This is a genomic window from Rhodoferax sp. U11-2br, from assembly GCF_018619435.1.
Lineage (GTDB): Bacteria > Pseudomonadota > Gammaproteobacteria > Burkholderiales > Burkholderiaceae_C > Rhodoferax.
On sequence record NZ_JAHFZF010000002.1, the window covers coordinates 99822 to 122064 of the forward strand.

The following is a 22243-nucleotide window of genomic DNA, read 5'->3' on the forward strand; positions in this document are numbered from 1 at the left end:
CGGTGGGCCAGACCTACTTGAGGGAGCTGGCGGCCTTGTTCAGTTGTGCCTGGTCCATGGCATGCTGAGCTTCGGGGGGCATGTAGTTTTCATCGTGTTTGGCCAACACCTCAGAGGCGGTGAAGTGCCCGCTGCCGTCGAGTTTGCCCTGGGCCACAACGCCTTTGCCTTCCTTGAACAGGTCGGGCAGGATGCCGGTGTAGGATACGCTCACCTCTTTGGCGGTGTCGGTCACCACAAAACTCACGGTCAGGTTGTCGCGCTTGAGGGAACCTTCCTTGACCATGCCACCGACGCGGAAGGTGCGTTCTTTGGGTGCCTCGCCAGAGGCGATCTGGCTCGGGGTGAAGAAAAACACCAGGTTGCTCTCAAAGGCATTGAGCACAAAGTAGGCGGCCAGCCCAATGGCGGCGAGGCCACCGGCAATGAGGGCGGCGCGTTTATGACGTGGTTTCATGAGGGTGCGGACGAATGGTGGTCGTCGTGAGAGCTGGTTTCGTTCAAAAGGTTTCGTAACAAGGCCCGGCGTTGTGCACGCAGTTGCCAGATCTCCCCAAGGACCACCAGCGCGGTGATGCCAAAACTGCCCCAGACGTAGAGACCGTAACCACCCATCTCCCAGAATTCTGCCCAGCTATGCCACTGCATGTTTCACCCATTCCGTATGACGTTCACGATCCAAAATGATGTTGCGCACCCGAAGCAGGGCGATGGCGATGGCGTACATCCAGAACGCCAGCACCATGATCAACATGCCGCTCAGCATGGTGCTGGCCATGGAACTGCCTTTGAGCGACACCGAAGCACCTTGGTGCAGGGTGTTCCACCATTTGACCGAAAAATAAATGATGGGCACATTGACCGCACCCACCAGAGCCAGCACCGCACTGGCCTTGTCGGCCCGGCGTGGGTCGTCAATGCTGGCGTGTAAGGCCATGAAACCGAGGTAGAGAAACAGCAGGATCAGCTCGGAGGTCAGGCGTGCGTCCCAGACCCACCAGGTGCCCCACATCGGTTTGCCCCACAAGGCCCCGGTGATGAGTGACAAAAAGGCAAACAGTGCGCCCGTGGGAGCCAGTGCACAGGCCATCATGCCTGACAGGCGGGTGTTGAAAGCCAGCCCCAAGCCAGCCCAGGCGGCCATCACCAGGTAGATCAGCATCGACAGCTGTGAGGCTGGCACATGGACAAAGATGATGCGGTAACCTTGGCCCTGTTGGGCATCCACGGGGGCCACAAAAAAAGAGATCCACAAACCGACCACGGCCAGCACCGTCGCCAGGCCGGCAAACCAGGGCCACATCTTGCCCGCCAGCACATAAAAACTTTGTGGCGAGGCAAACTTGAACCAGTGAACAACGCGTGTTTTCATTCCAGAGAAATCCTCAGGGCAGCGGCAGTGGCCATGGGTGAAAAAAAGAGAGACAGCACCAGCAAGGCGGACAGCAGCGACAGGTGCCCGCCAAATCCCAGGCCGGCAGCATCCGCTTCGACCGCTCCGGCACCAAAGATCAGCACGGGAATATAAAGCGGCAGAATCAGCAGGGACAACAAAACCCCTGCACCGCGTACGCCCAAGGTCAGCGCAGCACCAATGCTGCCAATCAGGCTCAAGGTGGGTGTGCCCAGCAGCAGGCTCAGCATCAAAATGCCCAGCGCCCGGCCGTCCAGTCCAAACTGCAGGCCCAGCACCGGCGCCATCAGCACCAGCGGCACACCCGACAGCAGAAAATGTGCGAGCGCCTTGGCCAGCACCAGCAAGCCCAGCGGAGTGGGGGACAACACCATTTGCTCGAGTGAACCGTCGGCGTAGTCGGTGGCGAACATACGTTGTAACGACAGCATCGCCGCCAGCAGTGCACTGACCCACAACACACCGGGGGCCATGCGCAGCAGCAAACTCGACTCGGCACCCACCCCCAGCGGGAACAGGCTGGCAATCACCATGAAAAACACCAGGGGTGTCAACACCTCGCCCTTTTGCCGCAGGCCCAAGGCGATTTCGCGCCGGATCAGGGCCAGCATGACCGAGGCAGCGCCCAGTGGGGAGGGGGTGTGGGTCATGACGCGGTCAATTCCAAAATCTGCGGGCTGTGTGTGCCAACTGGCACCCGTTGGTGGCTGGTCAACACCGCCAGACCACCCTGGTCCAGATGACAAGCAATCAGGTCTGACAACATCTGGATGCCGGCTTCGTCCATCGCCACATAGGGCTCGTCCAGCACCCACAGCTTGGCCGAGCTGAGTGCCAGCCGCGACAAGGCCACACGGCGCTTTTGTCCCTGGGAGAGGTGTCGCACCAGTTGTTGTGCACGCCCGTGCAGGCCAAACCGTGCCAGGACCGACTTGGCCTGTTGCGCGTCCAGGGCCACCCCAGCCAACGCCGAGGTGAACACCAGGTTTTCCTGGACCGACATCGATTCCTGCAGCGCGTTGAGGTGGCCCAGGTAACACAGGTCTTGCCGGTAACTGTCACGCTGCGCGCTGATTAAGGTGTTGTTCCAGAGGATCTGACCGGATTCCACCGGTGCCAGACCACAGACCATGCGCAACAAACTGGTTTTGCCCACACCGTTGGCGCCGGTGACATACAGCCAGTGGCCCGCTTGCAGGGTGTGATCCACATCCCTGAAAAGCTGACGCCCACCCTTGGTACAGCCAAGTTTGGAAAATGTCAGGGTAGGTGAGGTATTCAAGAGCGTGCCAGCAACAAATGGCTCGAATTATCTTATGGCCCGCCCTGTGCTCGGGACCGCAGACGGCTTCAGCGGGTGATGACCACCTTTTGGTACAGGCCACCGAAGTAAGTGTGTTTGTCGATGTGGCTGTAGCAGTCTGCAGGGGGCAGCCATTCGGTGATCTCGTGCTGCCACAAGTCCATGGCAAATGGCTCCAGTGTGGTCAGGATCGGCACCATGATGTAACGAAACGGGCTGCTGGCCACCGGCTTGTGGTAATCCACAAAGATGATCTTGCCGCCCGGTTTGGTCACACGCAGCGCCTCGCTGATGGTCTGGCGGCGCACCTCCACCGGCATTTCATGCAGGAGGAAAAACACCAGCGTGGTGTCCTGGCTGGCATCCACAAACCCCATGTTCGAGGCGTCCTGTTGCAGGATGCTGACCTGGCGTTTGTCACGCAGTTTCTGGTGCAGGTTCTTGATCTGAACCGGCGCCACATCGATCACACTCAGGTGGGCCTGCGGGTCGAGTCGGCGCACGATGTGTTCGGTCAGGTTGCCATACACGCAGGCCACCTGCAACACCTGGCCGGTGATGACCTGGCCCATGTCCTGCAGCGCCAGATCACGCAGGCGCGAAAAGTTGCCCCACAGAATCAGGTTCACCAGCCACTGGCGCTCAAACACCCGCACCGCGTTGGGATGGGTGTAGGCCCACCAGTAGGTTTTTTCGAGATAGTCGGGTACCACAACAGGGACTTGGGGAACGGTGGCAGCTGAAGTCAAGGATGTGTTAAGTGGGCGTGTGCTGGTTTTATCGAAAATCATGAACAGACCTTGAATCAGAGAGTGCGTGATGGCGCTGCGGCCTACTTCAACAAAGCTTCGGCCCGCATAGCCGCTTGCACAGCCGGACGAGCCGCTACCCGGGTCGCAAAAGCACTCAAGTTGACCAGGGCTGACACATCAACGCCCACGTACTTGCCCCAACTTTGCACCACAAAAAGATAGGCATCAGCGACGGTGAACACCTCTCCCATCAGGTAGTTTTTGCCATTCAGTTCACCGTCAACCCATTGTAGGCGGGCGTTCAAGCGGGTTTTGGCCAGCTCTTTGGCCTCGTCTGGCATATGGGGTGTGAACAGCGGGGAGAAGCCTTTGTGCAACTCGGTGGCAATGAAGTTGAGCCATTCCTGCAGCTTGTAGCGCTCAAACGTGCCGTTGGCAGGTGCCAGCTGCCGTTCTGGCACCAGATCGGCCAGGTATTGCAGGATCACGGCGACCTCGTGTAACTGCTTGCCATCGTCGAGCACCAGCAGCGGCACATAACCCAGCGGGTTGATGCTGTAGTAGTCGGTTCCGTCTTCCAGACGGTGGGTTTTGGTGGGTGCGGACACGGCTTCAAAAGCCAGCCCGGTTTCCTTCATCGCAATATGGGTTGCCAACGAACATGCGCCGGCCGAGTAATAGAGTTTCATGCGGTGTTCCAAAAAAAAGGAGGTTGCCAACGCCACACCATGGCAACAACAGCGGTGCAGCGATGCTAACCCGCCCGCCTGTCCCGAACGCAGCAAGCGCCAGGGAAGCCCTGATATCGTGCACTGGAACAGCCAGGGGGTGGGGTGGCGGGCCTGGCCAGACGCCGGGGCGTCTGGGTTCATTCACTGCACGTGATCGTAAAAACAGTAGCTACTAGCCCTTATTTCATAAGGGCTAGAGCACGATTTAACGATGTAAGACCTTGGCGATCGGGTTGTGCCGCAGCCGGAAGGCGTCGGGCATTTTGGAGCCCAGCAGCGGGCGCAGGTACATACGGAAGGCGTCGGTCACATCGGTGCCGCTGGCGGTGATGAACTCGTCTTCCATGGTGCGTGTTTTGCCAGCCACGCTGGCCAGTGGCAGCAGTTCGTAGTCGACCGAATAAAAGCCGGTGCGTTTGATGGCCACCGAGCCATCACGGTCGCCCCACATGGCAAATTGCACCGCCTTTTCGCCGACCTCGCGCGCCTCGCGCTGGTCCACGTCCGAGACACAACCGATGAACGAGCGCTGCATGTAGCCAAAGGTGTCACCACGCACCCGTGTGATGTTGAGCTTGGACTTGATCTCTTCACACAACAGATCGGCCAGCGCGCCATTGCCTGAGAGCTGCACATTGCCGTGGGCATCGTGCTCGATTTTTTTGGCCAGCAAGGTGACGATGGGTGTGCCGGAGGCGTCGTGGATGCCCTCTGAGACCGCAATCACACAACGGCCAAAACGCTCGTAGGCCACTTTCACATCGGCGAGGAATTTCTCCAAAGCAAAGGTGCGCTCGGGCAGGTAGATTAAGTGCGGGCCATCGTCCGGGAATTTTTTACCCAGAGCCGAGGCTGCGGTCAGGAAACCGGCGTGGCGTCCCATGACCACACCCACATAGACGCCGGGCAAGGCGGCGTTGTCCAGATTGGCACCGGCAAAAGCCTGCGCCACAAAACGTGCGGCAGACGGGAAACCGGGCGTGTGGTCGCTGCCGACCAGGTCGTTGTCAATGGTTTTGGGGATGTGGATGGTGCGCAGCGGGTAGTTGGCGGCTTGTGCCTCTTCGCTGACGATGCGCACCGTGTCACTCGAGTCGTTGCCACCAATGTAGAAAAAATGCTCGATCTGGTGCGCCTGCAATACCTTGAAGATCTCGTGGCAGTAGGCGGCGTCGGGTTTGTCACGGGTGGAGCCCAGGGCGCTCGACGGGGTGTTGGCCACCAGTTCCAGGTTGTGGCTGGTCTCTTGGGTCAGGTCGACAAAGTTTTCGTCGACGATGCCGCGCACGCCGTGGCGCGCGCCGTAGATGTGTTCGATCTGGCCAAAACGTCGTGCTTCAAGCGCAACGCCGACCAGGGATTGGTTGATGACTGCTGTGGGGCCGCCACCTTGGGCGACGAGAATTTTTCCGGATGCCATGGATTGTCCTGTTTCAAAAGAATGTTGCTGAAACTGCCAAGACCTATTGTGCGCCTGAACATGTTTGACTTTGCTGACGAAACAGCCCGAGAGACGTGGTTTTAGGGGGCTTCGGTAAAATTGCCGCAGTTGTACACAGGCGCCGGGCGAGCGCCGTTTTTTTTCCCGCCCATTCGATGGAAACACCATGCTTTATCCCCAACACTTTGACGTGATCGTCGTCGGTGGCGGCCATGCCGGCACCGAGGCCGCGTTGGCAGCCGCCCGCATGGGCTGCAAGACGCTGCTGCTGACCCACAACATCGAGACGCTGGGCCAGATGAGCTGCAACCCTTCGATTGGTGGCATCGGCAAAGGCCATCTGGTCAAAGAGGTGGACGCCCTCGGTGGCGCCATGGCCGCAGCCACCGACGAGAGTGGGGTGCAGTTCCGGATTCTGAACTCCAGCAAAGGCCCGGCAGTGCGTGCCACCCGTGCCCAGGCCGACCGTATTTTGTACAAAGCAGCCATCCGCAAGCGCCTGGAGAACCAGCCCAATCTGTGGCTGTTCCAGCAGGCGGTGGATGACCTGATGGTGGAGGGTGACCGGGTGTTGGGTGCGGTGACCCAGGTTGGCATCCGTTTTCGTGCCAGCACGGTGGTTCTGACGGCGGGCACTTTTCTCGATGGCAAGATCCATGTCGGGCTGAACAACTATGCCGCCGGGCGTGCCGGTGACCCACCGGCGGTGAGTTTGAGCGCACGGCTCAAAGAACTCAAGCTGCCGCAAGGCCGCCTGAAAACCGGCACGCCACCACGCATTGATGGCCGCTCCATCGACTTCAGCCGCTGTACCGAACAGCCTGGCGACGGCATGCCAGGCGGCATGAGCCCGGTGATGCCGGTCTTCAGTTTCCTGGGCCGGGCAGAACAACACCCGCAGCAGATGCCGTGCTGGATCACCCACACCAACGAACGCACCCACGAGATCATCCGCAGCGGGTTTGATCGCAGCCCGATGTTCACCGGCAAGATTGAAGGGGTGGGCCCGCGTTATTGCCCGAGTGTCGAAGACAAGATCAACCGTTTTGCCGACAAGGACAGCCACCAGATTTTTCTGGAGCCCGAGGGCCTGACCACCCACGAGTACTACCCCAACGGCATCAGCACCAGCCTGCCGTTTGACATTCAGTACGACTTGGTGCGCAGCATGGTGGGCCTGGAGAACGCCCACATCTTGCGTCCCGGCTACGCGATTGAATATGACTACTTTGACCCGCAACAGCTCAAAAGCAGTTTCGAGACACGGGTCATCAACGGGCTGTTTTTTGCCGGCCAGATCAACGGCACCACCGGTTATGAAGAGGCTGCGGCACAAGGTCTGTTTGCGGGCATCAATGCTGCACTGCAGGCGCGTGCCCTCGGTGGTGGTGACGGTTTAAGCAGCGCCGCAGGCCGCATCGAGTACCAGGCAGACATTTGGGTGCCTGCACGTGATGAAGCCTACCTGGGTGTGATGGTGGACGATCTGATCACCAAGGGTGTGACCGAGCCATATCGCATGTTCACCAGTCGGGCCGAGTTCCGGCTGCAGTTGCGTGAAGACAATGCCGATGCACGGCTGACCGAAGTGGGCCGCCAACTCGGTCTGGTCGATGATGTGCGCTGGGATGCATTCAGCCGCAAACGTGATGCTGTTTCACGTGAAACAGAGCGTCTGCGTTCGATCTGGGTCAGTCCCAAAAACCTGGAGGCGGCCGAAGCCGAGCGTGTGTTGGGTAAGGCACTGGAGCACGAGTACAACTTGGCTGAGTTGCTGCGCCGCCCGGGTGTGAGCTACGCGTCACTGATGTCTCTGGATGGTGGCAAATACGCTTCGACCGAGCTGGCTTCCGATGTTTCACGTGAAACAGACCAGCAGGATGAAGCTTCCATATTGGCCGCCACGGTGATCGAGCAGGTGGAAATTGCCAGCAAATACTCCGGCTACATTGACCGCCAGAAGGACGATGTACAACGCGCCACCCACTACGAAAATCTCAAGCTGCCACAGGATTTGGACTACATGCAGGTGTCTGCACTGAGCATTGAGGCGCGCCAAAAGCTCAACCGCCACAAGCCGGAAACACTGGGCCAGGCCTCGCGCCTGTCGGGCATCACGCCGGCCACCATTTCCTTGCTGACCATCCATTTGAAGAAAACCAAGTTCAAGGGTTTTGTGACACCCGACGACCGGCGTGCAGGGACGCCCGTTGTGTCGGCGCCGGAGGTCAACAGCGAGGTGGCTCAATGAACACGCTGGAGATACCGCTGCGCCAGGGTCTGGCTGAACTGGGCTTGGTACTCACCGACGAACAAGTGGGGCGCTTGCTGGACTACCTGGGTCTGATCCAGAAATGGACCAAGGTCTACAACCTGACTGCGGTGCGCGACCCGGCGGAGATGTTGACGCATCATCTGCTGGACAGCTTGGCGGTGATCAAGCCTTTGCAGCATCAGCTCACTGATGCAACGTCCTCGTTCAAATTGCTGGATGTGGGTTCAGGCGCCGGTTTGCCTGGTGTGGTGATTGCCATCTGCTGCCCCGATATCACGGTGCACTGCGTTGATACGGTGGCCAAAAAAGCCGCATTTATCCAGCAGGTGGCGGTCACCCTGAAGTTGTCCAATTTGCGTGGTGTGCATGCACGTGTTGAGAGTTTGACCGACAAATACCAGGTAGTCAGTTCACGCGCGTTTGCTTCGCTGCTGGACTTCACCAACTGGTCGACCCAGGCCTTGGCAGAGCAGGGTATCTGGATGGCGATGAAGGGCAAACACCCGGCAGAGGAGATGGCGGCCTTGCCTTCCGCTGTGTCTGTGTTTCACGTGGAACAATTGGAGGTGCCGGGGCTGGGCGCGGAGCGGTGTATTGTCTGGATGCGGCCTGCGTTGATCGCTTGAGTCCTTTTATGCCTCGAAGGAATCAGCCGGGCGACGCGCTTTGCTTCGTGTCCCCCGGCCTTCGGCCTCCTCCTTAACCTACGCAAAACGCATCACTCAACTGATTCGGGATGATCGTGGCATTCCTGTCAGGGGATAAATTCAGCGCTAGCGGTGGAGTTGGGGTGGGTACCAAAGTGAGGTTAAGGAGGAGGCCGCAGGCCGGGGGACACGAACGGCGGTATCCACCCCGAATCCGCTGCGGGTAAGCCAACAACAGATGAGGGCGGGGCTTTCTGACCGCAATCATTCCAACGTAAACTCTCAGCCTCCCCCTGTTCACATACTCCCATGCTCGGCATCACCGACTACACCACCTTTGTTGTCACCGTTCTGGTCTTCCTGCTGGTGCCAGGGCCGGGCAATTTGGCGCTGATCACCTCCACCAGCAAGGGTGGCATTCGGGGTGGTCTGGCGGCCACGTTGGGGGTCATCCTGGGTGATCAGGTCTTGATGTGGTCGGCAGTGGCTGGTGTCGCTGCCTTGCTGGCGGCCTACCCGGACGCCTTCCACGCGGTGCAGTGGCTGGGTGCCGCCTACCTGGCCTGGCTGGGGTTCAAGATGCTGCTGGCCAAGCCGGGTGCGGCGCCGGTGCTGAGCATCAAACCACACCATTTCCTGCAGCAGGCGTTGATGATCACCTTGCTCAACCCCAAAGCCATTTTGTTTTACATGGCGTTTTTCCCGCTGTTTGTCGACCCGGTACACCAGCAGGGGCTGCTAACCTACGCTGTTATGGCTGCCACCATCGCGGCGCTCACCTTGGGTTACGGTTTGACTTCGACCTTGTTGACCCATTTCCTGGCTGAGAAGGTTCGTGCCAACCCGATGATCTCGCGTGTGCTTGAAAAGGTGGCTGGGCTGTTTCTTGTTGGTTTTGGTATCAAGCTGGCGGTGTCGCGCTAGTTTGGGTCGTCGCTGTTTCACGTGAAACCATGATCTTGTTGGATTCCTTTTTACCCTGAGTTTGTTTCTATGGCCAAAATCTTCTGCATTGCCAACCAAAAGGGTGGCGTTGGCAAGACCACCACCACCGTCAATCTGGCCGCAGGTCTGGCCAAGGTCGGCCAGCGTGTGTTGATGGTGGACCTGGACCCACAGGGCAATGCCACCATGGGCTCGGGTGTGGACAAACGCAAGCTCGCGCTCAGTGTCTACGATGTGCTGCTGGAGTCCGCCTCGGTGCGTGAGGCGCGAGTGCAAAGCGACAAGTTGGCCGAGGCGGGTTGTGGTTATGACATCCTGGCGGCCAACCGGGAGCTGGCCGGGGCCGAGGTCGAGATGGTCAGCCTGGAGCGGCGCGAGAAACGCCTGAAGACCGCGCTGGCCGAGGTTGACGGCGATTACGATTTTGTGCTGATCGACTGTCCGCCGAGCCTGTCGATGCTCACCCTCAACGGCCTGTGTTGTGCCAACGGGGTGATTGTGCCGATGCAGTGTGAATATTTTGCACTCGAAGGCCTGGCCGACCTGGTCAACACCATCAAGCAGGTGCATGCCAACCTGAACAAAGACCTGGCCATCATCGGCCTGTTGCGTGTGATGTTTGACCCGCGCATCACCTTGCAGCAGCAGGTGAGCGACCAGCTCAAGGCGCGTTTTGGAGACAAGGTGTTTGACACCGTGATTCCCCGCAATGTGCGTCTGGCCGAGGCACCCAGCTACGGTGTGCCCGGTGTGGTGTTCGACCCGTCGAGCAAGGGTGCTTTGGCCTTTGTGAGCTTCGCCACCGAGATGGTGCAACGCATCAAAAAAATGTAGGCAAATGGGCTGTTAGCCCAATCAGAACCTGGGCTAACAGCTATCAAAACAGACATGATGAAACCTGAGAACATCCTCATCCTGCCAGGTTGGCAGAACTCTGGCCCAGCGCACTGGCAAAGCCTGTGGCAGGCCCAGTTTGGCTACACCCGGGTGGAGCAGCACGACTGGATGCGCCCGCTGCGGGGTGACTGGATGGGCCGCCTGGAAGAGGTGTTGTTGTCGCTCGACGGCCCGGCCGTGCTGGTGGCGCACAGCCTGGGCTGCCAGTTGGTGGCAGCGTGGGCGGCGCACTCCAGCCACACCCGGCTGGTGAAGGCCGCGCTGCTGGTGGCGCCTGGTGATGCCGAGTGTGAAGAATTGCGCCCGGTGCTGAGCAGCTGGTCGCCGCTGGTGCTGAAAACCTTGCCATTTGCCAGCACCCTGGTGGCCAGCAGCGACGACCCGTATTGCAGCCCAGAGCGGTCCACCCAGTTTGCCAAGGCCTGGGGTTCCCGCCTGGTCAACATTGGCGCACGCGGTCACATCAATGCCGAATCCGGCCTGGGTGCCTGGTCGGCCGGGCAGGCCCTGTTGCAAGAATTGACAAACATTTAAAAAGGGACACACATGGTCACCAAAAAACCCAAAGGCCTGGGACGCGGGCTGGAAGCCTTGCTCGGTCCAACGGTCGACGAACTGCTCGGCACGGACGGCGTATCTTCGGCGGCTGCCAACAGTGGTCAGCCGTCCACCCTCTTGCTCAGCGACATGGTGCCCGGCCAATACCAGCCACGCACCCGCATGGACGAAGGCGCGTTGTATGAGCTGGCCGAGTCGATCAAGGCGCAAGGCATCATGCAGCCGATCCTGGTGCGCCGCCTCAGTGATGCCGATGCGCAGCTCAAACGCAGCCAGATTGCGCCCGACATGCAAGGCGGCGCCGGGCGCCCGGTGTACGAGATCATTGCCGGTGAGCGGCGGTTCCGCGCCGCCAAACTGGCTGGGCTGGAGAGTGTGCCGGTGCTGGTGCGCGACGTGCCGAACGAAGCCGCCGCCGCCATGGCGCTGATCGAGAACATGCAGCGTGAAGACCTCAACCCGCTCGAAGAAGCGCAAGGGTTGCAGCGCCTGATCAAGGAATTTGGCCTGACGCACGAAACTGCGGCACAGGCGGTGGGCCGCTCACGCAGCGCCGCCAGCAACCTGCTGCGCCTGCTGAACCTGGCCGAGCCGGTGCAGACCATGCTGATGGCCGGTGACGTCGAGATGGGCCACGCCCGCGCCTTGTTGAGCCTGGACAAGGCCATGCAGATCACCGCTGCCAGCCAGATCGCCACCAAAAAAATGTCGGTGCGTGAGGCCGAAAGCCTGGTCAAAAAACTCGGCGCCGAGTTCTCGCTGGTGGCCAGCAAGCCCAAAAAAGAAAAGTCACGCGATTTAAAACGCGTGGAAGAAGAACTGTCCGACCTGCTGATGGCCGAGGTTGAAGTGCGTGTGAAAAAACGTGTCAAACGGGCAGGGCGGATGGAAGAGATGGGTGAACTCAGCATCTCTTTTGGCTCGCTTGACGAGCTCAATGGGCTGATCGAGAAACTGCAGAAGCTGTGATGTGAGCACCAGCTGGCTTGCTTGACCACGCCGATGTGTGATTCGGGAGCCCTGTTGCCATGAGCCGCCTGTCCCGCCTCTGGCCCCTGCCTGCGGTCCTGACCTGGCTGGCCGCCTGGGGGCTGTTCACAAGCCTTTTACGCAGCGGCCTGAGCCCCTTGCTGGCCCTGGGCAGCGCCTGTGGTCTGGGCGTGGTCGCCAGCCTGCTGGGCAGCAGCTGGTGGCGGCGCCTGATGATTGGCCTGGGTTTCCCGCTGCTGCTGCTGGTGTCCGGCTCGGTGAGCCTGCCAGCCTGGGCCTGGTTGCTGCCGCTGCTGCTGCTGTTGTTGATTTACCCCCTTAACGCCTGGCGGGACGCGCCGCTGTTTCCAACCCCGATTTTTGCCTTAAAAGACCTTGCAGCCCATGCACCTCTTGGGCAGGGTGCTATGGTTCTGGATGCGGGTTGTGGTTTGGGTGATGGCCTCAAGGCGCTGCGTGTGGCCTACCCACAGGCGCAGCTTCATGGCATTGAATGGAGTTGGCCGCTACGGGGTCTGTGTGCGCTACGCTGTCCGTGGGCCCGTGTGCGCCAGGGCGACATCTGGCAGGCCGATTGGTCAGCTTATGACCTGGTGTACCTGTTCCAGCGGCCCGAGAGCATGCCGCGTGCGGTGACCAAGGCTTTGGCCGAGTTGAAGCCAGACGCCTGGCTGGTGAGTCTGGAGTTTGAGGCCCTGGCTTTGCAGCCCCAGGCCTTTTTGCGGGCGCCGGACGGGCGCCCGGTGTGGCTCTACAAGCAGCCGTTTATTTGACCAGCAGCACCGGCACCGGCGAGAGGTGTACCACCTTGACGGTGACCGAGCCCATGAACAGGCCCACCACGCTGCCAAAACCATGGGCGCCCATGATGATCTGGCTGCAGTGTTTTTCCTGGGCGAATTCGACAATGGTGGGAGCTGCCTCACCGACCAGGATGTGGGAAGAAAAAGCCAGGCCGGCGGTGGTCAGTTTGGCCTTGGCCAGTGCCAGCGCCTGCTCCCCAGTTTCACGCTGGAAATCATCGACCGTTTTGTCATCGATGAAGCGTGTCACGTTTGAGGGCAGCGCGGGCTGCACATTCACCAGGTAAATGTGCGGGCACTCTTTGAGGCTCGTGGCATCCACGATGGCCTGTTTCACCGCACGTGTCGATGGTTCTGAGCCATCGACGGCGATCAGATGGGAAGTGGTCATGGTTTGTCTCCTTCAGGGGTTCTTTGACTGCAGGTGACGCCGACGACACCCGGTTTCAGGTGGACGCCAGTGATTGTGCAGCCTTGCGTTTTTGCATGGTACGTCCGATGCCGATCACCAACGCGGCACCACACGCAGCAGCGGCGTAATGCAGCCAATGGTTGTGTTCCATCAGGCCTTTGAGTGCCACGTCGCTGGCCAGGGTTTCACCACCGACCCAGCCAATCAGCGCGGCACCCAGGGTCACGATGATCGGGAAACGTTCCATCAGCTTGATCATCAGCGTGCTGCCAAACACCACCAGCGGGATGCTGATGGCCAGACCAATAATGAGCAGCGCGGTGCTGCCCTGGGCAGCGGCGGCCACCGCAATGACGTTGTCCAGGCTCATCACGATGTCGGCAATCAGGATGGTGCGGATCGCCGTCATCAGACTGCCGCTGGCCTTGACGGCGTCATCACCGTGTTCATCGTCACCCAGCAACTGCAGGCCGATCCACAGCAACAACAAGCCACCCACAATTTGCAGGTAGGGCAGTTTCAGCAACTGCACCGCAACCACGGTCAGCAGGACACGCAAGACCACCGCTGCCCCGGCACCAAACAGAACCGCCTTCTTTTGTTGTTCCACCGGTACGGCACGTGCCGCCAGGGCAATCACCACCGCGTTGTCACCTGACAGGATGATGTTGATCCAAATGATTTTGATCAGGTTGATCCAGAAATCCGCACTTTGCAGCAATTCCATCTGCTTATCTCCAAGTTTGAGCCTACCAACATAAATAGGCGCCTATTGTCGCAGGATAAAACGCTGTTTCAAATTTTTAAAATCGCGTGAAAATTTTCCTGAATGCCGGACTGAACCATAACCGAGCGTCCCGAGGTCGCGGGTGGCTCACGCCTTTGAACCACAAAGTTGGGCGTGAAACTGCCGAGGGCAGACGATGGCAGGCAGGAAGCGGTTTTTTGCACCTAGTCGGCCATTGCCAACAGGGTCAGACCAATCAGACCTGCGATACCGGCTGGCAGGGCAAAACGCTCTGCCGTTGACACCGCATCACCCGGGATCAATTCGACCGGCACCGTGGTCAACTCCACCACACGGTTGGTCACGGATGTTTCAAGCATGCGTGTGAGCGAGTCTTTGCGGGAGGTCGCCATCACAATCAGATCACAGCCCAGGCGCCTCGCCGTTTCCGTGATCACGTCGGCCTTTTGCCCCACTTCCATGTGGATGCTGTAGCGCACGTTGGCCGCATCCAGCAGCTCGCAGATCGGTTTCAGCGCCTTTTCCGACTCCGTCTGGTGGTAACTGTCGCGAATCTTGTGGCTGACAAAACGGCCTACCTTCTTGGAAAACGGATGCTGGACGTTGAGTAAATGGATGTCCATCGCCCCGTTCTTGCGACATGCGTTGATCACATGCTGCGCGGCGTGATGCGCGTTGTGGGAGCCATCTACTGGAACAAGGATCTTCTCCATGACGCTTTCTCCTTCGCAGTGGGTTGACGATGACAAGTGTTCAAGTCGGCTCTTCTTCCAACAGGCCAATCTGGCGCTGATGCGAGATTCCAGGCGATGGTGGTTCGCCACAAACCCTGTCCACAAAACCCCAAACATGGTGGTGATGTAGATCAGCGGCACGGTGAACGGGTAGGCCGACAGTGCCTCCTGGAGCATCGGCTCGGAGGTCATCATCTTGGCCGCCGTGAACGCCAGCACACCCGCACCGACGTACACCAGGGAGGGATGCCGTTCAATGTATGTCAGCAGGATGCTGCTGCCCCAGAGCAGGATCGGGATGCTGATCAGCAAACCGAGAATCACCAGGGCAAAACTTCCATGCGCGGCCCCGGCAACACCAAGCACGTTGTCCATCCCCATGACCAGGTCGGCCACCACGATGGTTCGGATCGCAGCCCAAAAGGTTGAGGCCCCCTTGATGTGGCTGAGATCCCCTTTGTCGGGCTCAGGCATCAGCAACTTGTGGGCAATCCAGACCAGCATCGCACCGCCCAGGAATAGCAGCCCTGGAAACTGCAGCAGCCACACCACAACCAAGGTCAGCAGGCTGCGGATGATGACCGCACCCACGGCCCCGAAGACCATGGCCTTGCGCTGGAGGTGACGCGGCACATTGCGCGCGGCCAGTGCAATCACAATGGCGTTGTCACCGGCCAAGACCAGATCAATTGTCACGATGGCGAGCAGGGCGGTTGCAAATTCAAGGCTGAAGATGTCCATTTCTCACACTTTCCAGGCCAGCCTGTTGTCTGGCCAAACCAATCCGTTGCAAGGCACCGCATGACGGGGTTCAACGCGCTTGCTGTTTCTGTGGAAGGACAGTCTAGGCGGCCACAAAGAATCTGACAAATCGGATATTTTTGTATTTATCATCAGTTTTTTGGATGCTTTTGGGTCATGAGCAACCTCAACTACAAACACCTGCGCTACTTCTGGGCGGTCGCCAAGTCAGGCGCCATCGTTCGGGCCAGTGAGCAGTTGCACCTGACACCCCAGGCCATCAGTGGGCAACTGGGCGAGTTTGAGGCAAGCCTGGGTGTGGCGCTGTTCCGCCATGTGGGTCGCGGGCTGGAGCTGACCGAAGCAGGTCGGCGCATCTTTCACTACGCCGATGAAATTTTTGCGCTGGGCGACGAGTTGCTCGGCGCCGCGCAGGAGCAACCTGCACCGCCCGCCTTCAAGGTAGGTATTGCCGATTCGGTAGCCAAATCGGTCGCTTACCACCTGGTTGAACCGGCCCTGCACCTGTCTGAGCCCGTGCGTCTGGTGTGTCGGGAAGGTCGGCTTGACGCCCTGCTGGCAGAGCTGGCCATCCAGCGCCTGGACATGGTGATCGCCGACCGCCCCATGCCAAGCAATCTCAAGGTGCGAGCGTTCAACCATATTTTGGGAGAAAGCCACATGACCCTGTTTGGCGCACCTGCGCTGACCCAACATCTGCAGAAACCCTTTCCCGAGTTCCTGAATGGCGCGCCGTTTCTGATGCCCGGAGAAGATGCTGCGATCAGGTCGAGGCTCGAACAATGGCTGGAGTCTCAGCGTCTGCACCCGCGCATTGTGGGCGAGTTCGACGACAGCGCGCTGCTCAAGGCATTTGGACAAGCTGGTGTGGGCTTTTTTGTGGGCCCCTCTGCGATTGCCGACTACATCAGCGGGCAGTTTTCAGTGGATGCGCTCGGTGTCATTGACGCGATCAGCGAACAGGTGTTTGCGATCACCACCGAGCGCAAGCTGACCCACCCAGCGGTTGTTGCCATCCGCGATGCGGCGCGCAACGACGTGTTTGGTGTGGTTCCCCAAAGCGCCACATGAGCTGATGTTCCGGCCAGGTGCACCCTGGCAGATCCGAGAGAAAATGGCTCTTGGCCCTTTACCAATAAGGCTCAGTAGCTATACTAATCGATGAAATTAACCAGTTTCCGGGGGTTACAAGCTGTCCACCAGGGCCTGTGCCGCCCGTTCGTCGGTGACCAGCATGGTGGCGTGCCGGCCCTGCAGCGCCGCACGGATGGCGGGAGCTTTGGCCACACCACCGGTGACACAGATGCGCATCGGGATGCGGTCAATCTCATCAAGCGTCAGGCCAATCATGCGTTCATCCAGCGGCCCGAGGATGGGTTGGCCTGCCGCATTGAAATATCGCCCGGCAATCACTCCCACCGCACCTTGGGCCAGATACGGTTGTATCGCGTCGGGGGTGACCGCGCCTGAAGCAAAAATGGTGCTGTCGCGCCCCACATGGCCCAGGCCGAAGACGATCTTGGTGCAGGTTTGCAGCAGTTCGAGCTGCGGGATCAACGCAGGCTCTTTGTAGAGCAACTCGCGGATCTCGGCGCGCGACACCAGCGCAGGCGCATGCAGGTTGATACAGCGGGCGCCAAAACGGTCGGCGATGTTGGAGGTGCACAACTCGGGTGAGAACTCGAAGGTGGCCAGCATGCTGCCGGTGATCTGGATCACCGACAGCCCGGGCACCCGTTGCGGCGAGATTGCCTGCGACAGTGCCAGCACCGTGCGGCCCCAGGAGACACCCAGCATGTCGCCGGTTTTCACCAGGCTGGACAACAGCTGCGCTCCGGCCTCACCCAGGCGTACCTCGGCCGGGCGGCGGCCCTGGTCGTCGGGGATGACGATACAACGCTCCAGCCCATAGTGCTGGCTCAGGCGCTGGGCCAGCCGCATGGCGGTGTAGTGTTCGCTGTCCAGGGTGATCTTGACCACCCCCAGGCGGCGGGCTTCGTGCAGGTAATTGATGACCGAGGCGCGCGACACACCGAGCACCTCGGCAATGTCGCTTTGGGTCAGCTGGTCTTCGTAATACAGCCACGCGGCCGACAACAGCGGGTCCAGGTTGGGGGCATTGGTACCGGCCACCCCTTTGCCACTTTGGGCTGGTTTGGGCGTTTTGGATGTACTCATGTGGGGGTCCTTTGTGGCGCGACCAGTGAGGGGGAGATCGGCTGGGTCCGGATGTCAGTTCGGACAAATGAAATGGGCTGATAACATATGTCATTGAGACATTTGTTAAAAATCAGCGACTTATGTTACTTGTTTTTTGAAAGCTTGTATGAACAGTTTGTGGAGTGATGTCGACGCGGCGGCCTATGTTGCGAAATATGCCACAGACCAGGTGCCGGCAGCCCTGGCCTTGCGCACCTATTCGGCGCGTTTGTTGGGTGCCAATCCCAAACTGGTCTTGCATGGCGGTGGCAACACCTCGGTCAAGCTGACGATGACAGACGTGCTGGGTCAGCCGGTGCGGGTGCTGTGTGTCAAGGGCAGCGGCTGGGACCTGGCCAGCATCGAGCCTGCCGGTCACCCCGCGGTGCGCATGGACAGCCTGCACCAACTGCGCCAGCTTGATCGTTTGTCTGACGAGGACATGGTCAACGCCTTGCGCACCAACCTGCTCGACAGCAGCGCACCCACACCTTCGGTGGAGGCGTTGCTGCATGCCTATGTGCCCTACACATTCATCGACCACACCCACGCAGTGGCCGCGCTGGTGATTGCCGACCAGCCTGACAGTGAGGCCCTGTGCCACGAGATCTACGGCGACGAACTGATCTGGATCCCGTATGTGATGCCGGGTTTTGCACTGGCCCAGGTGGTGGCCCGTGCCTGTGAGGCCCGCCCCGACGCCAAAGGTCTGCTGCTGGCCAAACACGGCCTGTTCAGTTTTGGCGACAGCGCCCGCCAGTCCTACGAACGCATGATCGACTTTGTGAGCCGCGCCGAGGTCTTCATTGCCGCGCGCAAGGCCAGCCGCGGGGGTACTTCGGCACCGGTCGGTGCCGTGGTGTCGGACCCATTGGCCAGCCTGGCCGAGGTGGCGCCCCACCTGCGCGCGGCGCTGGCCAACATCGCGCCCGCCAATGCCCCGCAGCACTGGCTGCTGGACCTGCGTGCCGACGCCCTGGCGCTGGACTTTGCCAACGGGCTGGGGCAGACCGAGGTGGCCCAGCGCGGAGTGGCCACCCCGGACCATGTGATCCGTATGAAAAACCGCCCGCTGGTGCTGCAGGCCCCGTTGGCGGGCCAGCTGGACGACTGGGTCCGTGACACCCAGGCCCGGCTGGCCACGTTTGTGAGCGACTACCACGCTTATTTTGAGCAACACAACACCCGCGTGGGCGGCAGCAAAACAGAGCTGGACCCTTTGCCGCGTGTCATTGTCATCCCGCAGCTGGGTCTGGTGGCGCTGGGCAAAACCGCGGCCGAGGCGGCGGTGAACGCCGATGTGATGGCCTCGTGGATGGAGGTGGTCACCGAGGCGCAGGCCTGTGGTCGCTACGAGCCGGTGTCGCCCGCCGATGCGTTTGACCTCGAATACTGGTCGCTGGAGCAAGCCAAACTGGGCAAAACGGCGGCCAAGCCACTGCAAGGCCGGGTGGTGGTGGTCACCGGTGCCGGCAGTGGTATTGGTGCCGCCACCGCGCGTGCTTTTGCCGCACAAGGGGCGGAGGTAGCGCTTCTGGATGTGGATGGTGCTGCCGCCCAGGCCGTGGCCAAGAGCATCGGACGCTGGGCCTTGGCCTTGCACTGTGATGTGACCGATGCCGAGTCGGTGCGCTTGGCCTTTGCGGCGGTGGTGCAGCGTTTTGGCGGGGTCGACATTCTGGTCTCCAACGCGGGGGTGGCGTTGGGCGGTGGCATGCTAAATCTGCCTGTGGATGCCTTGCGCCAGAGTTTTGAGGTGAACTTTTTTGCTCACCAGCTGGTGGCGCAAGCGGCGGTGGGCATCCTGCAAAAGCAGCGCCTGGGCGGTGTGTTGTTGTTCAATGTGTCCAAGCAGGCGGTCAACCCCGGCCCCGATTTTGGTGCCTATGGCACCTCCAAGGCGGCTTTGCTGGCCCTGGTGCGGCAATACGCACTGGAGCATGGCAAGGACGGCATCCGCGTCAATGCGGTGAATGCCGACCGCATCCGCTCCGGCCTGCTCAACGACCAGACCATCACCGCCCGCGCCAAGGCACGTGGCCTGAGTGAGGCGGACTACATGGGCGGCAACCTGCTGGGCCAGGAAGTCACCGCACAGGACGTGGCCGATGCGTTTGTGCTGTCGGTCCAGTTGAAGAAAACCACCGGCAATATCATCACGGTGGACGGTGGCAACGTGGCGGCCATGTTGCGATAAGAACGTCTGGCACCACACACCATGGACTTCAAGACCCTCAACACAAGCACCCTGGCGAATTACCTGCGCACCGTGCCGTCCGTCACCGCCTTGTTGGGCGACATGGACGCGCTGGACATCGTCGAGGTCGGTGACGGCAACCTGAACTACGTCTATTTTGTGAGCAGCCTGGCCCAGCCCGGCAACAGCCTGGTGGTCAAACAGGCCTTGCCCTACATGCGCCTGGTGGGAGAGTCCTGGCCACTCACCCGGCACCGTTCTGACCGCGAGGCGCATGCCCTGCGGCAGTTTGGCGCCTTGTGCCCACAGCATGTGCCCCAGGTGCTGCACTTTGACAGTGAGCAGTCGCTGATCATCATGCAGCGCCTGAGTGATCACCTGATTCTGCGCAAGGGTCTGATCCAGGGCCTGCGCTACCCGAAGCTCGCGGAGCACCTGTCCACCTACTTGGCGCAGACGCTGTTCCATGGCTCGGACCTGTTCCTGAGTGCTGCGGCCAAAAAACAGGCGGCGGCGGCCACCACCAACAGCGAGCTGAGCAAAATCACCGAAGACCTGGTGTTCACCTGCCCTTTTGAAGACCACGCCAGCAACGCCTACAGCCCGGCGCTGCCACGCACCGAGATTGAGCGGCTGCACAACAACCCGGCGCTCAGGGTGGCTGCCGCGCAGATGAAGTGGGCCTTCATGAACCAGGCCGAAACCTTGTTGCATGGCGACTTGCACACCGGCTCGGTTATGGTGAACCAGACCGACACCTATGTGATCGACCCCGAATTTGCCTGTTATGGCCCTTTCGGTTTTGACGTGGGCCTGTTGCTGGCCAACTTCTTCACCGCCTACTACGCACAGGACTGGCAACGCCCGCAGGCCGGGGAAGACCCCGCGCCCTACCAGGACTGGCTGCTGGCACAGGCATCCAGCATCTGGTGTGGTTTCTCGGACAAGTTCCTGGCCTTGTGGGTTGCGCATGAGGCGCCCACGACCCAGAGTTTCATGGGGGATGCGCGTGATGCGGACAGCCTAGCGTGGTTTCGCACCAGTGTGATGCGGCAGATCTTCAGCGACACACTGGGTTTTGCCGGTTGCGAACTGATCCGCCGCACCCTGGGCCTGGCCAAGGTGGCCGAGGTTGCCAGCATTCCCGACGCCCAGGCCCGGGCAGCCATCGAGTTGCGCTGCCTGCGCCTGGGCGAGGCGCTGCTGCTGCAGCGCCACCATATCATTGACATGAACCAGGTGTTGGACCTGGCCCGATAGACACGACGATCTTTTCCATGAAAGTACAAGGACAAGCCTGGCGCACGGTTTGGCTCAACCCCGACCACAGTGTGGGTGTGATTGACCAGCGTTTTTTGCCACACGAACTCAAAACCGCCTGCCTGCGTGAGGTGGCGGACGTCGAACAAGCGATCCGCGAGATGTGGATTCGTGGTGCCCCGCTGATTGGGGTGGTGGCCGCGTATGGCATGGCGGTGGCCATGCGCCAGGACAGCAGTGATGCGGGGCTGTTCAGTGCCAAAAAAACCTTGCTGGCCACCCGGCCTACCGCCGTCAACCTGCGTTGGGCCCTGAGCCGCATGCTGACGGGTTTGTTGCCGCTGCCGCGTGAGCAACGCGCAGACGCCGCCTATGCCCTGGCGGCCCAGATGGCCGACGAAGACGTGGCCATCAACCAGCAGCTGGGGCAACATGGGCTGGCCTTGATCCGCACCCTGGCACAACAGCGCCCGGGCCAGCGCATCAACATCCTGACCCACTGCAATGCGGGCTGGCTGGCCACGGTGGACTGGGGCACCGCCACCTCACCGATTTACCAGGCTTTCAACGAAGGCATCGATGTGCATGTCTGGGTCGACGAAACCCGACCGCGCAACCAGGGCGCGTCCCTCACCGCCTGGGAGCTGGGCCAGCACGGTGTGCCGCACACCCTGATTGTCGACAACGCTGGGGGTCACCTGATGCAGCACGGCTTGGTGGACATGTGTATTGTGGGCACCGACCGCGTCACCGCCCGAGGGGACGTGTGCAACAAGATCGGCACCTATCTGAAAGCGCTGGCCGCGTTTGACAACCAGGTGCCGTTTTATGTGGCCATGCCGTCCTCGACACTGGACCTGACGGTGCACGACGGTTTGCGCGAGATCCCGATCGAGAACCGCGAGGGTGAGGAAATCTCGCACCTGTCGGGCTGGCATGCCGACGGTTACCTCAGCACGGTGCGCATCTGCCCGAGCAACACCGCCACCAGCACCAACCCCGGCTTTGATGTGACACCCGCGCGCCTGGTCACCGCACTCATCACCGAGCGTGGCCTGTGTGCGGCACATCCGCAGGCGATCCAAGCGCTGTTTGCACCCGCGGGCTGAGCGTCAGGGTCGGGCTGATGGTGTATCAAAATGGCTTCATGCCCTTGTATTAAAAGGGCTTGAAGC

Annotated in this window: 23 protein-coding genes and 1 pseudogene; 11 read left to right on the forward strand and 13 right to left on the reverse strand. The window is 60.4% G+C overall.

Translation table 11 applies throughout. The features are described 5' to 3' along the window. Positions 1–13: 13 nt before the first annotated feature. The 8 genes from ccmE to KKO72_RS01790 all read right to left on the reverse strand — a co-directional run bounded on the left by ccmE (position 14) and on the right by KKO72_RS01790 (position 5620). Entirely contained in the window at positions 14–457 is a 444-nt protein-coding gene (gene ccmE / locus KKO72_RS01755; protein ID WP_214934867.1) for a cytochrome c maturation protein CcmE, read from the reverse strand. Continuing rightward, on the reverse strand, positions 454–648 hold the full coding sequence (gene ccmD / locus KKO72_RS01760; protein ID WP_214934869.1) for a heme exporter protein CcmD: 195 nt from the start codon (positions 646–648) through the stop codon (positions 454–456). The genes ccmE and ccmD overlap by 4 nt, the downstream gene beginning before the upstream one ends. Then, complete coding sequence (gene ccmC, locus KKO72_RS01765) at positions 635–1372, reverse strand: heme ABC transporter permease CcmC (protein ID WP_078364960.1); 738 nt, start codon at positions 1370–1372, stop codon at positions 635–637. The genes ccmD and ccmC overlap by 14 nt, the downstream gene beginning before the upstream one ends. Further along, entirely contained in the window at positions 1369–2064 is a 696-nt protein-coding gene (ccmB, locus tag KKO72_RS01770) for a heme exporter protein CcmB (RefSeq protein ID WP_078364961.1), read from the reverse strand. Before ccmB ends, ccmC begins: the two co-directional genes overlap by 4 nt. Further along, positions 2061–2696, reverse strand: coding sequence for a cytochrome c biogenesis heme-transporting ATPase CcmA (gene ccmA / locus KKO72_RS01775; protein ID WP_214934871.1), 636 nt, complete (start codon positions 2694–2696; stop codon positions 2061–2063). Before ccmA ends, ccmB begins: the two co-directional genes overlap by 4 nt. A 68-nt stretch (positions 2697–2764) precedes the next feature. After that, the gene (gene rquA / locus KKO72_RS01780) at positions 2765–3466 is read right to left on the reverse strand and encodes a rhodoquinone biosynthesis methyltransferase RquA (protein WP_251140393.1); all 702 of its coding nucleotides are present in this window, start codon (positions 3464–3466) and stop codon (positions 2765–2767) included. A gap of 83 nt (positions 3467–3549) precedes the next feature. Continuing rightward, positions 3550–4158, reverse strand: a complete 609-nt coding sequence (gstA, locus tag KKO72_RS01785; protein WP_214934875.1) for a glutathione transferase GstA — start codon at positions 4156–4158, stop codon at positions 3550–3552. 247 nt (positions 4159–4405) lie between these two features. Further along, a complete protein-coding gene (locus KKO72_RS01790; RefSeq protein WP_214934877.1) occupies positions 4406–5620 on the reverse strand; it encodes a 6-phosphofructokinase in 1215 nt (404 codons plus the stop codon). Positions 5621–5807: 187 nt separating this feature from the next. Between KKO72_RS01790 and mnmG the strand changes: the two genes are divergently transcribed. From mnmG to KKO72_RS01825, 7 genes are all read left to right on the forward strand, one after another. Beyond that, positions 5808–7892 carry a tRNA uridine-5-carboxymethylaminomethyl(34) synthesis enzyme MnmG gene (gene mnmG, locus KKO72_RS01795; protein ID WP_214934879.1) on the forward strand — a complete coding sequence of 695 codons (2085 nt, stop codon included), beginning with the start codon at positions 5808–5810 and terminating at the stop codon, positions 7890–7892. Then, positions 7889–8542 (forward strand): 16S rRNA (guanine(527)-N(7))-methyltransferase RsmG, encoded by a 654-nt coding sequence (rsmG, locus tag KKO72_RS01800; protein ID WP_214934881.1) that lies wholly within the window; start codon positions 7889–7891, stop codon positions 8540–8542. Before mnmG ends, rsmG begins: the two co-directional genes overlap by 4 nt. 330 nt (positions 8543–8872) lie before the next feature. Then, positions 8873–9487, forward strand: coding sequence for a LysE family transporter (locus KKO72_RS01805; protein ID WP_214934883.1), 615 nt, complete (start codon positions 8873–8875; stop codon positions 9485–9487). Positions 9488–9556: 69 nt separating this feature from the next. Continuing rightward, positions 9557–10342: a ParA family protein gene (locus tag KKO72_RS01810; protein WP_214934885.1), complete on the forward strand. Its 786-nt coding sequence runs from the start codon at positions 9557–9559 to the stop codon at positions 10340–10342. Positions 10343–10399: 57 nt separating this feature from the next. Then, positions 10400–10939 (forward strand): alpha/beta hydrolase, encoded by a 540-nt coding sequence (locus KKO72_RS01815; protein WP_214935126.1) that lies wholly within the window; start codon positions 10400–10402, stop codon positions 10937–10939. 12 nt (positions 10940–10951) lie between these two features. After that, positions 10952–11932 carry a ParB/RepB/Spo0J family partition protein gene (locus KKO72_RS01820; protein WP_214934887.1) on the forward strand — a complete coding sequence of 327 codons (981 nt, stop codon included), beginning with the start codon at positions 10952–10954 and terminating at the stop codon, positions 11930–11932. 59 nt (positions 11933–11991) lie between these two features. Beyond that, positions 11992–12726 (forward strand): trans-aconitate 2-methyltransferase, encoded by a 735-nt coding sequence (locus tag KKO72_RS01825; RefSeq protein ID WP_214934889.1) that lies wholly within the window; start codon positions 11992–11994, stop codon positions 12724–12726. On the opposite strand, the gene KKO72_RS01830 is transcribed toward KKO72_RS01825, so the two are convergent. The 4 genes and pseudogenes from KKO72_RS01830 to KKO72_RS01845 form a co-directional block, all read right to left on the reverse strand. Then, the gene (locus KKO72_RS01830) at positions 12719–13147 is read right to left on the reverse strand and encodes a universal stress protein (RefSeq protein ID WP_214934891.1); all 429 of its coding nucleotides are present in this window, start codon (positions 13145–13147) and stop codon (positions 12719–12721) included. The two genes, KKO72_RS01825 and KKO72_RS01830, sit on opposite strands and share 8 nt — an antisense overlap. A 55-nt stretch (positions 13148–13202) precedes the next feature. Further along, positions 13203–13895 carry a YjbE family putative metal transport protein gene (locus tag KKO72_RS01835; RefSeq protein ID WP_214934893.1) on the reverse strand — a complete coding sequence of 231 codons (693 nt, stop codon included), beginning with the start codon at positions 13893–13895 and terminating at the stop codon, positions 13203–13205. Between the two features lie 224 nt (positions 13896–14119). Further along, a complete protein-coding gene (locus tag KKO72_RS01840; RefSeq protein WP_214935128.1) occupies positions 14120–14629 on the reverse strand; it encodes a universal stress protein in 510 nt (169 codons plus the stop codon). A gap of 93 nt (positions 14630–14722) precedes the next feature. Beyond that, positions 14723–15391, reverse strand: a pseudogene (locus KKO72_RS01845) (TerC family protein); the annotation flags it as partial. A gap of 177 nt (positions 15392–15568) precedes the next feature. Between KKO72_RS01845 and nhaR the strand changes: the two are divergent. Next, a complete protein-coding gene (gene nhaR / locus KKO72_RS01850; protein ID WP_214934895.1) occupies positions 15569–16483 on the forward strand; it encodes a transcriptional activator NhaR in 915 nt (304 codons plus the stop codon). Between the two features lie 114 nt (positions 16484–16597). Here the strand turns inward: nhaR and KKO72_RS01855 are convergent, their stop codons facing one another. Continuing rightward, on the reverse strand, positions 16598–17590 hold the full coding sequence (locus tag KKO72_RS01855; protein ID WP_214934897.1) for a sugar-binding transcriptional regulator: 993 nt from the start codon (positions 17588–17590) through the stop codon (positions 16598–16600). Positions 17591–17738: 148 nt separating this feature from the next. Between KKO72_RS01855 and KKO72_RS01860 the strand changes: the two genes are divergently transcribed. From KKO72_RS01860 to mtnA, 3 genes are read left to right on the forward strand one after another with little or no spacing between them, the layout of a single operon-like run. Further along, entirely contained in the window at positions 17739–19808 is a 2070-nt protein-coding gene (locus tag KKO72_RS01860; protein WP_214934898.1) for a bifunctional aldolase/short-chain dehydrogenase, read from the forward strand. 21 nt (positions 19809–19829) lie between these two features. Further along, positions 19830–21068, forward strand: coding sequence for an S-methyl-5-thioribose kinase (gene mtnK, locus KKO72_RS01865; protein WP_214934900.1), 1239 nt, complete (start codon positions 19830–19832; stop codon positions 21066–21068). 17 nt (positions 21069–21085) lie between these two features. After that, positions 21086–22177 (forward strand): S-methyl-5-thioribose-1-phosphate isomerase, encoded by a 1092-nt coding sequence (mtnA, locus tag KKO72_RS01870; RefSeq protein WP_214934902.1) that lies wholly within the window; start codon positions 21086–21088, stop codon positions 22175–22177. Positions 22178–22243: the final 66 nt, after the last annotated feature.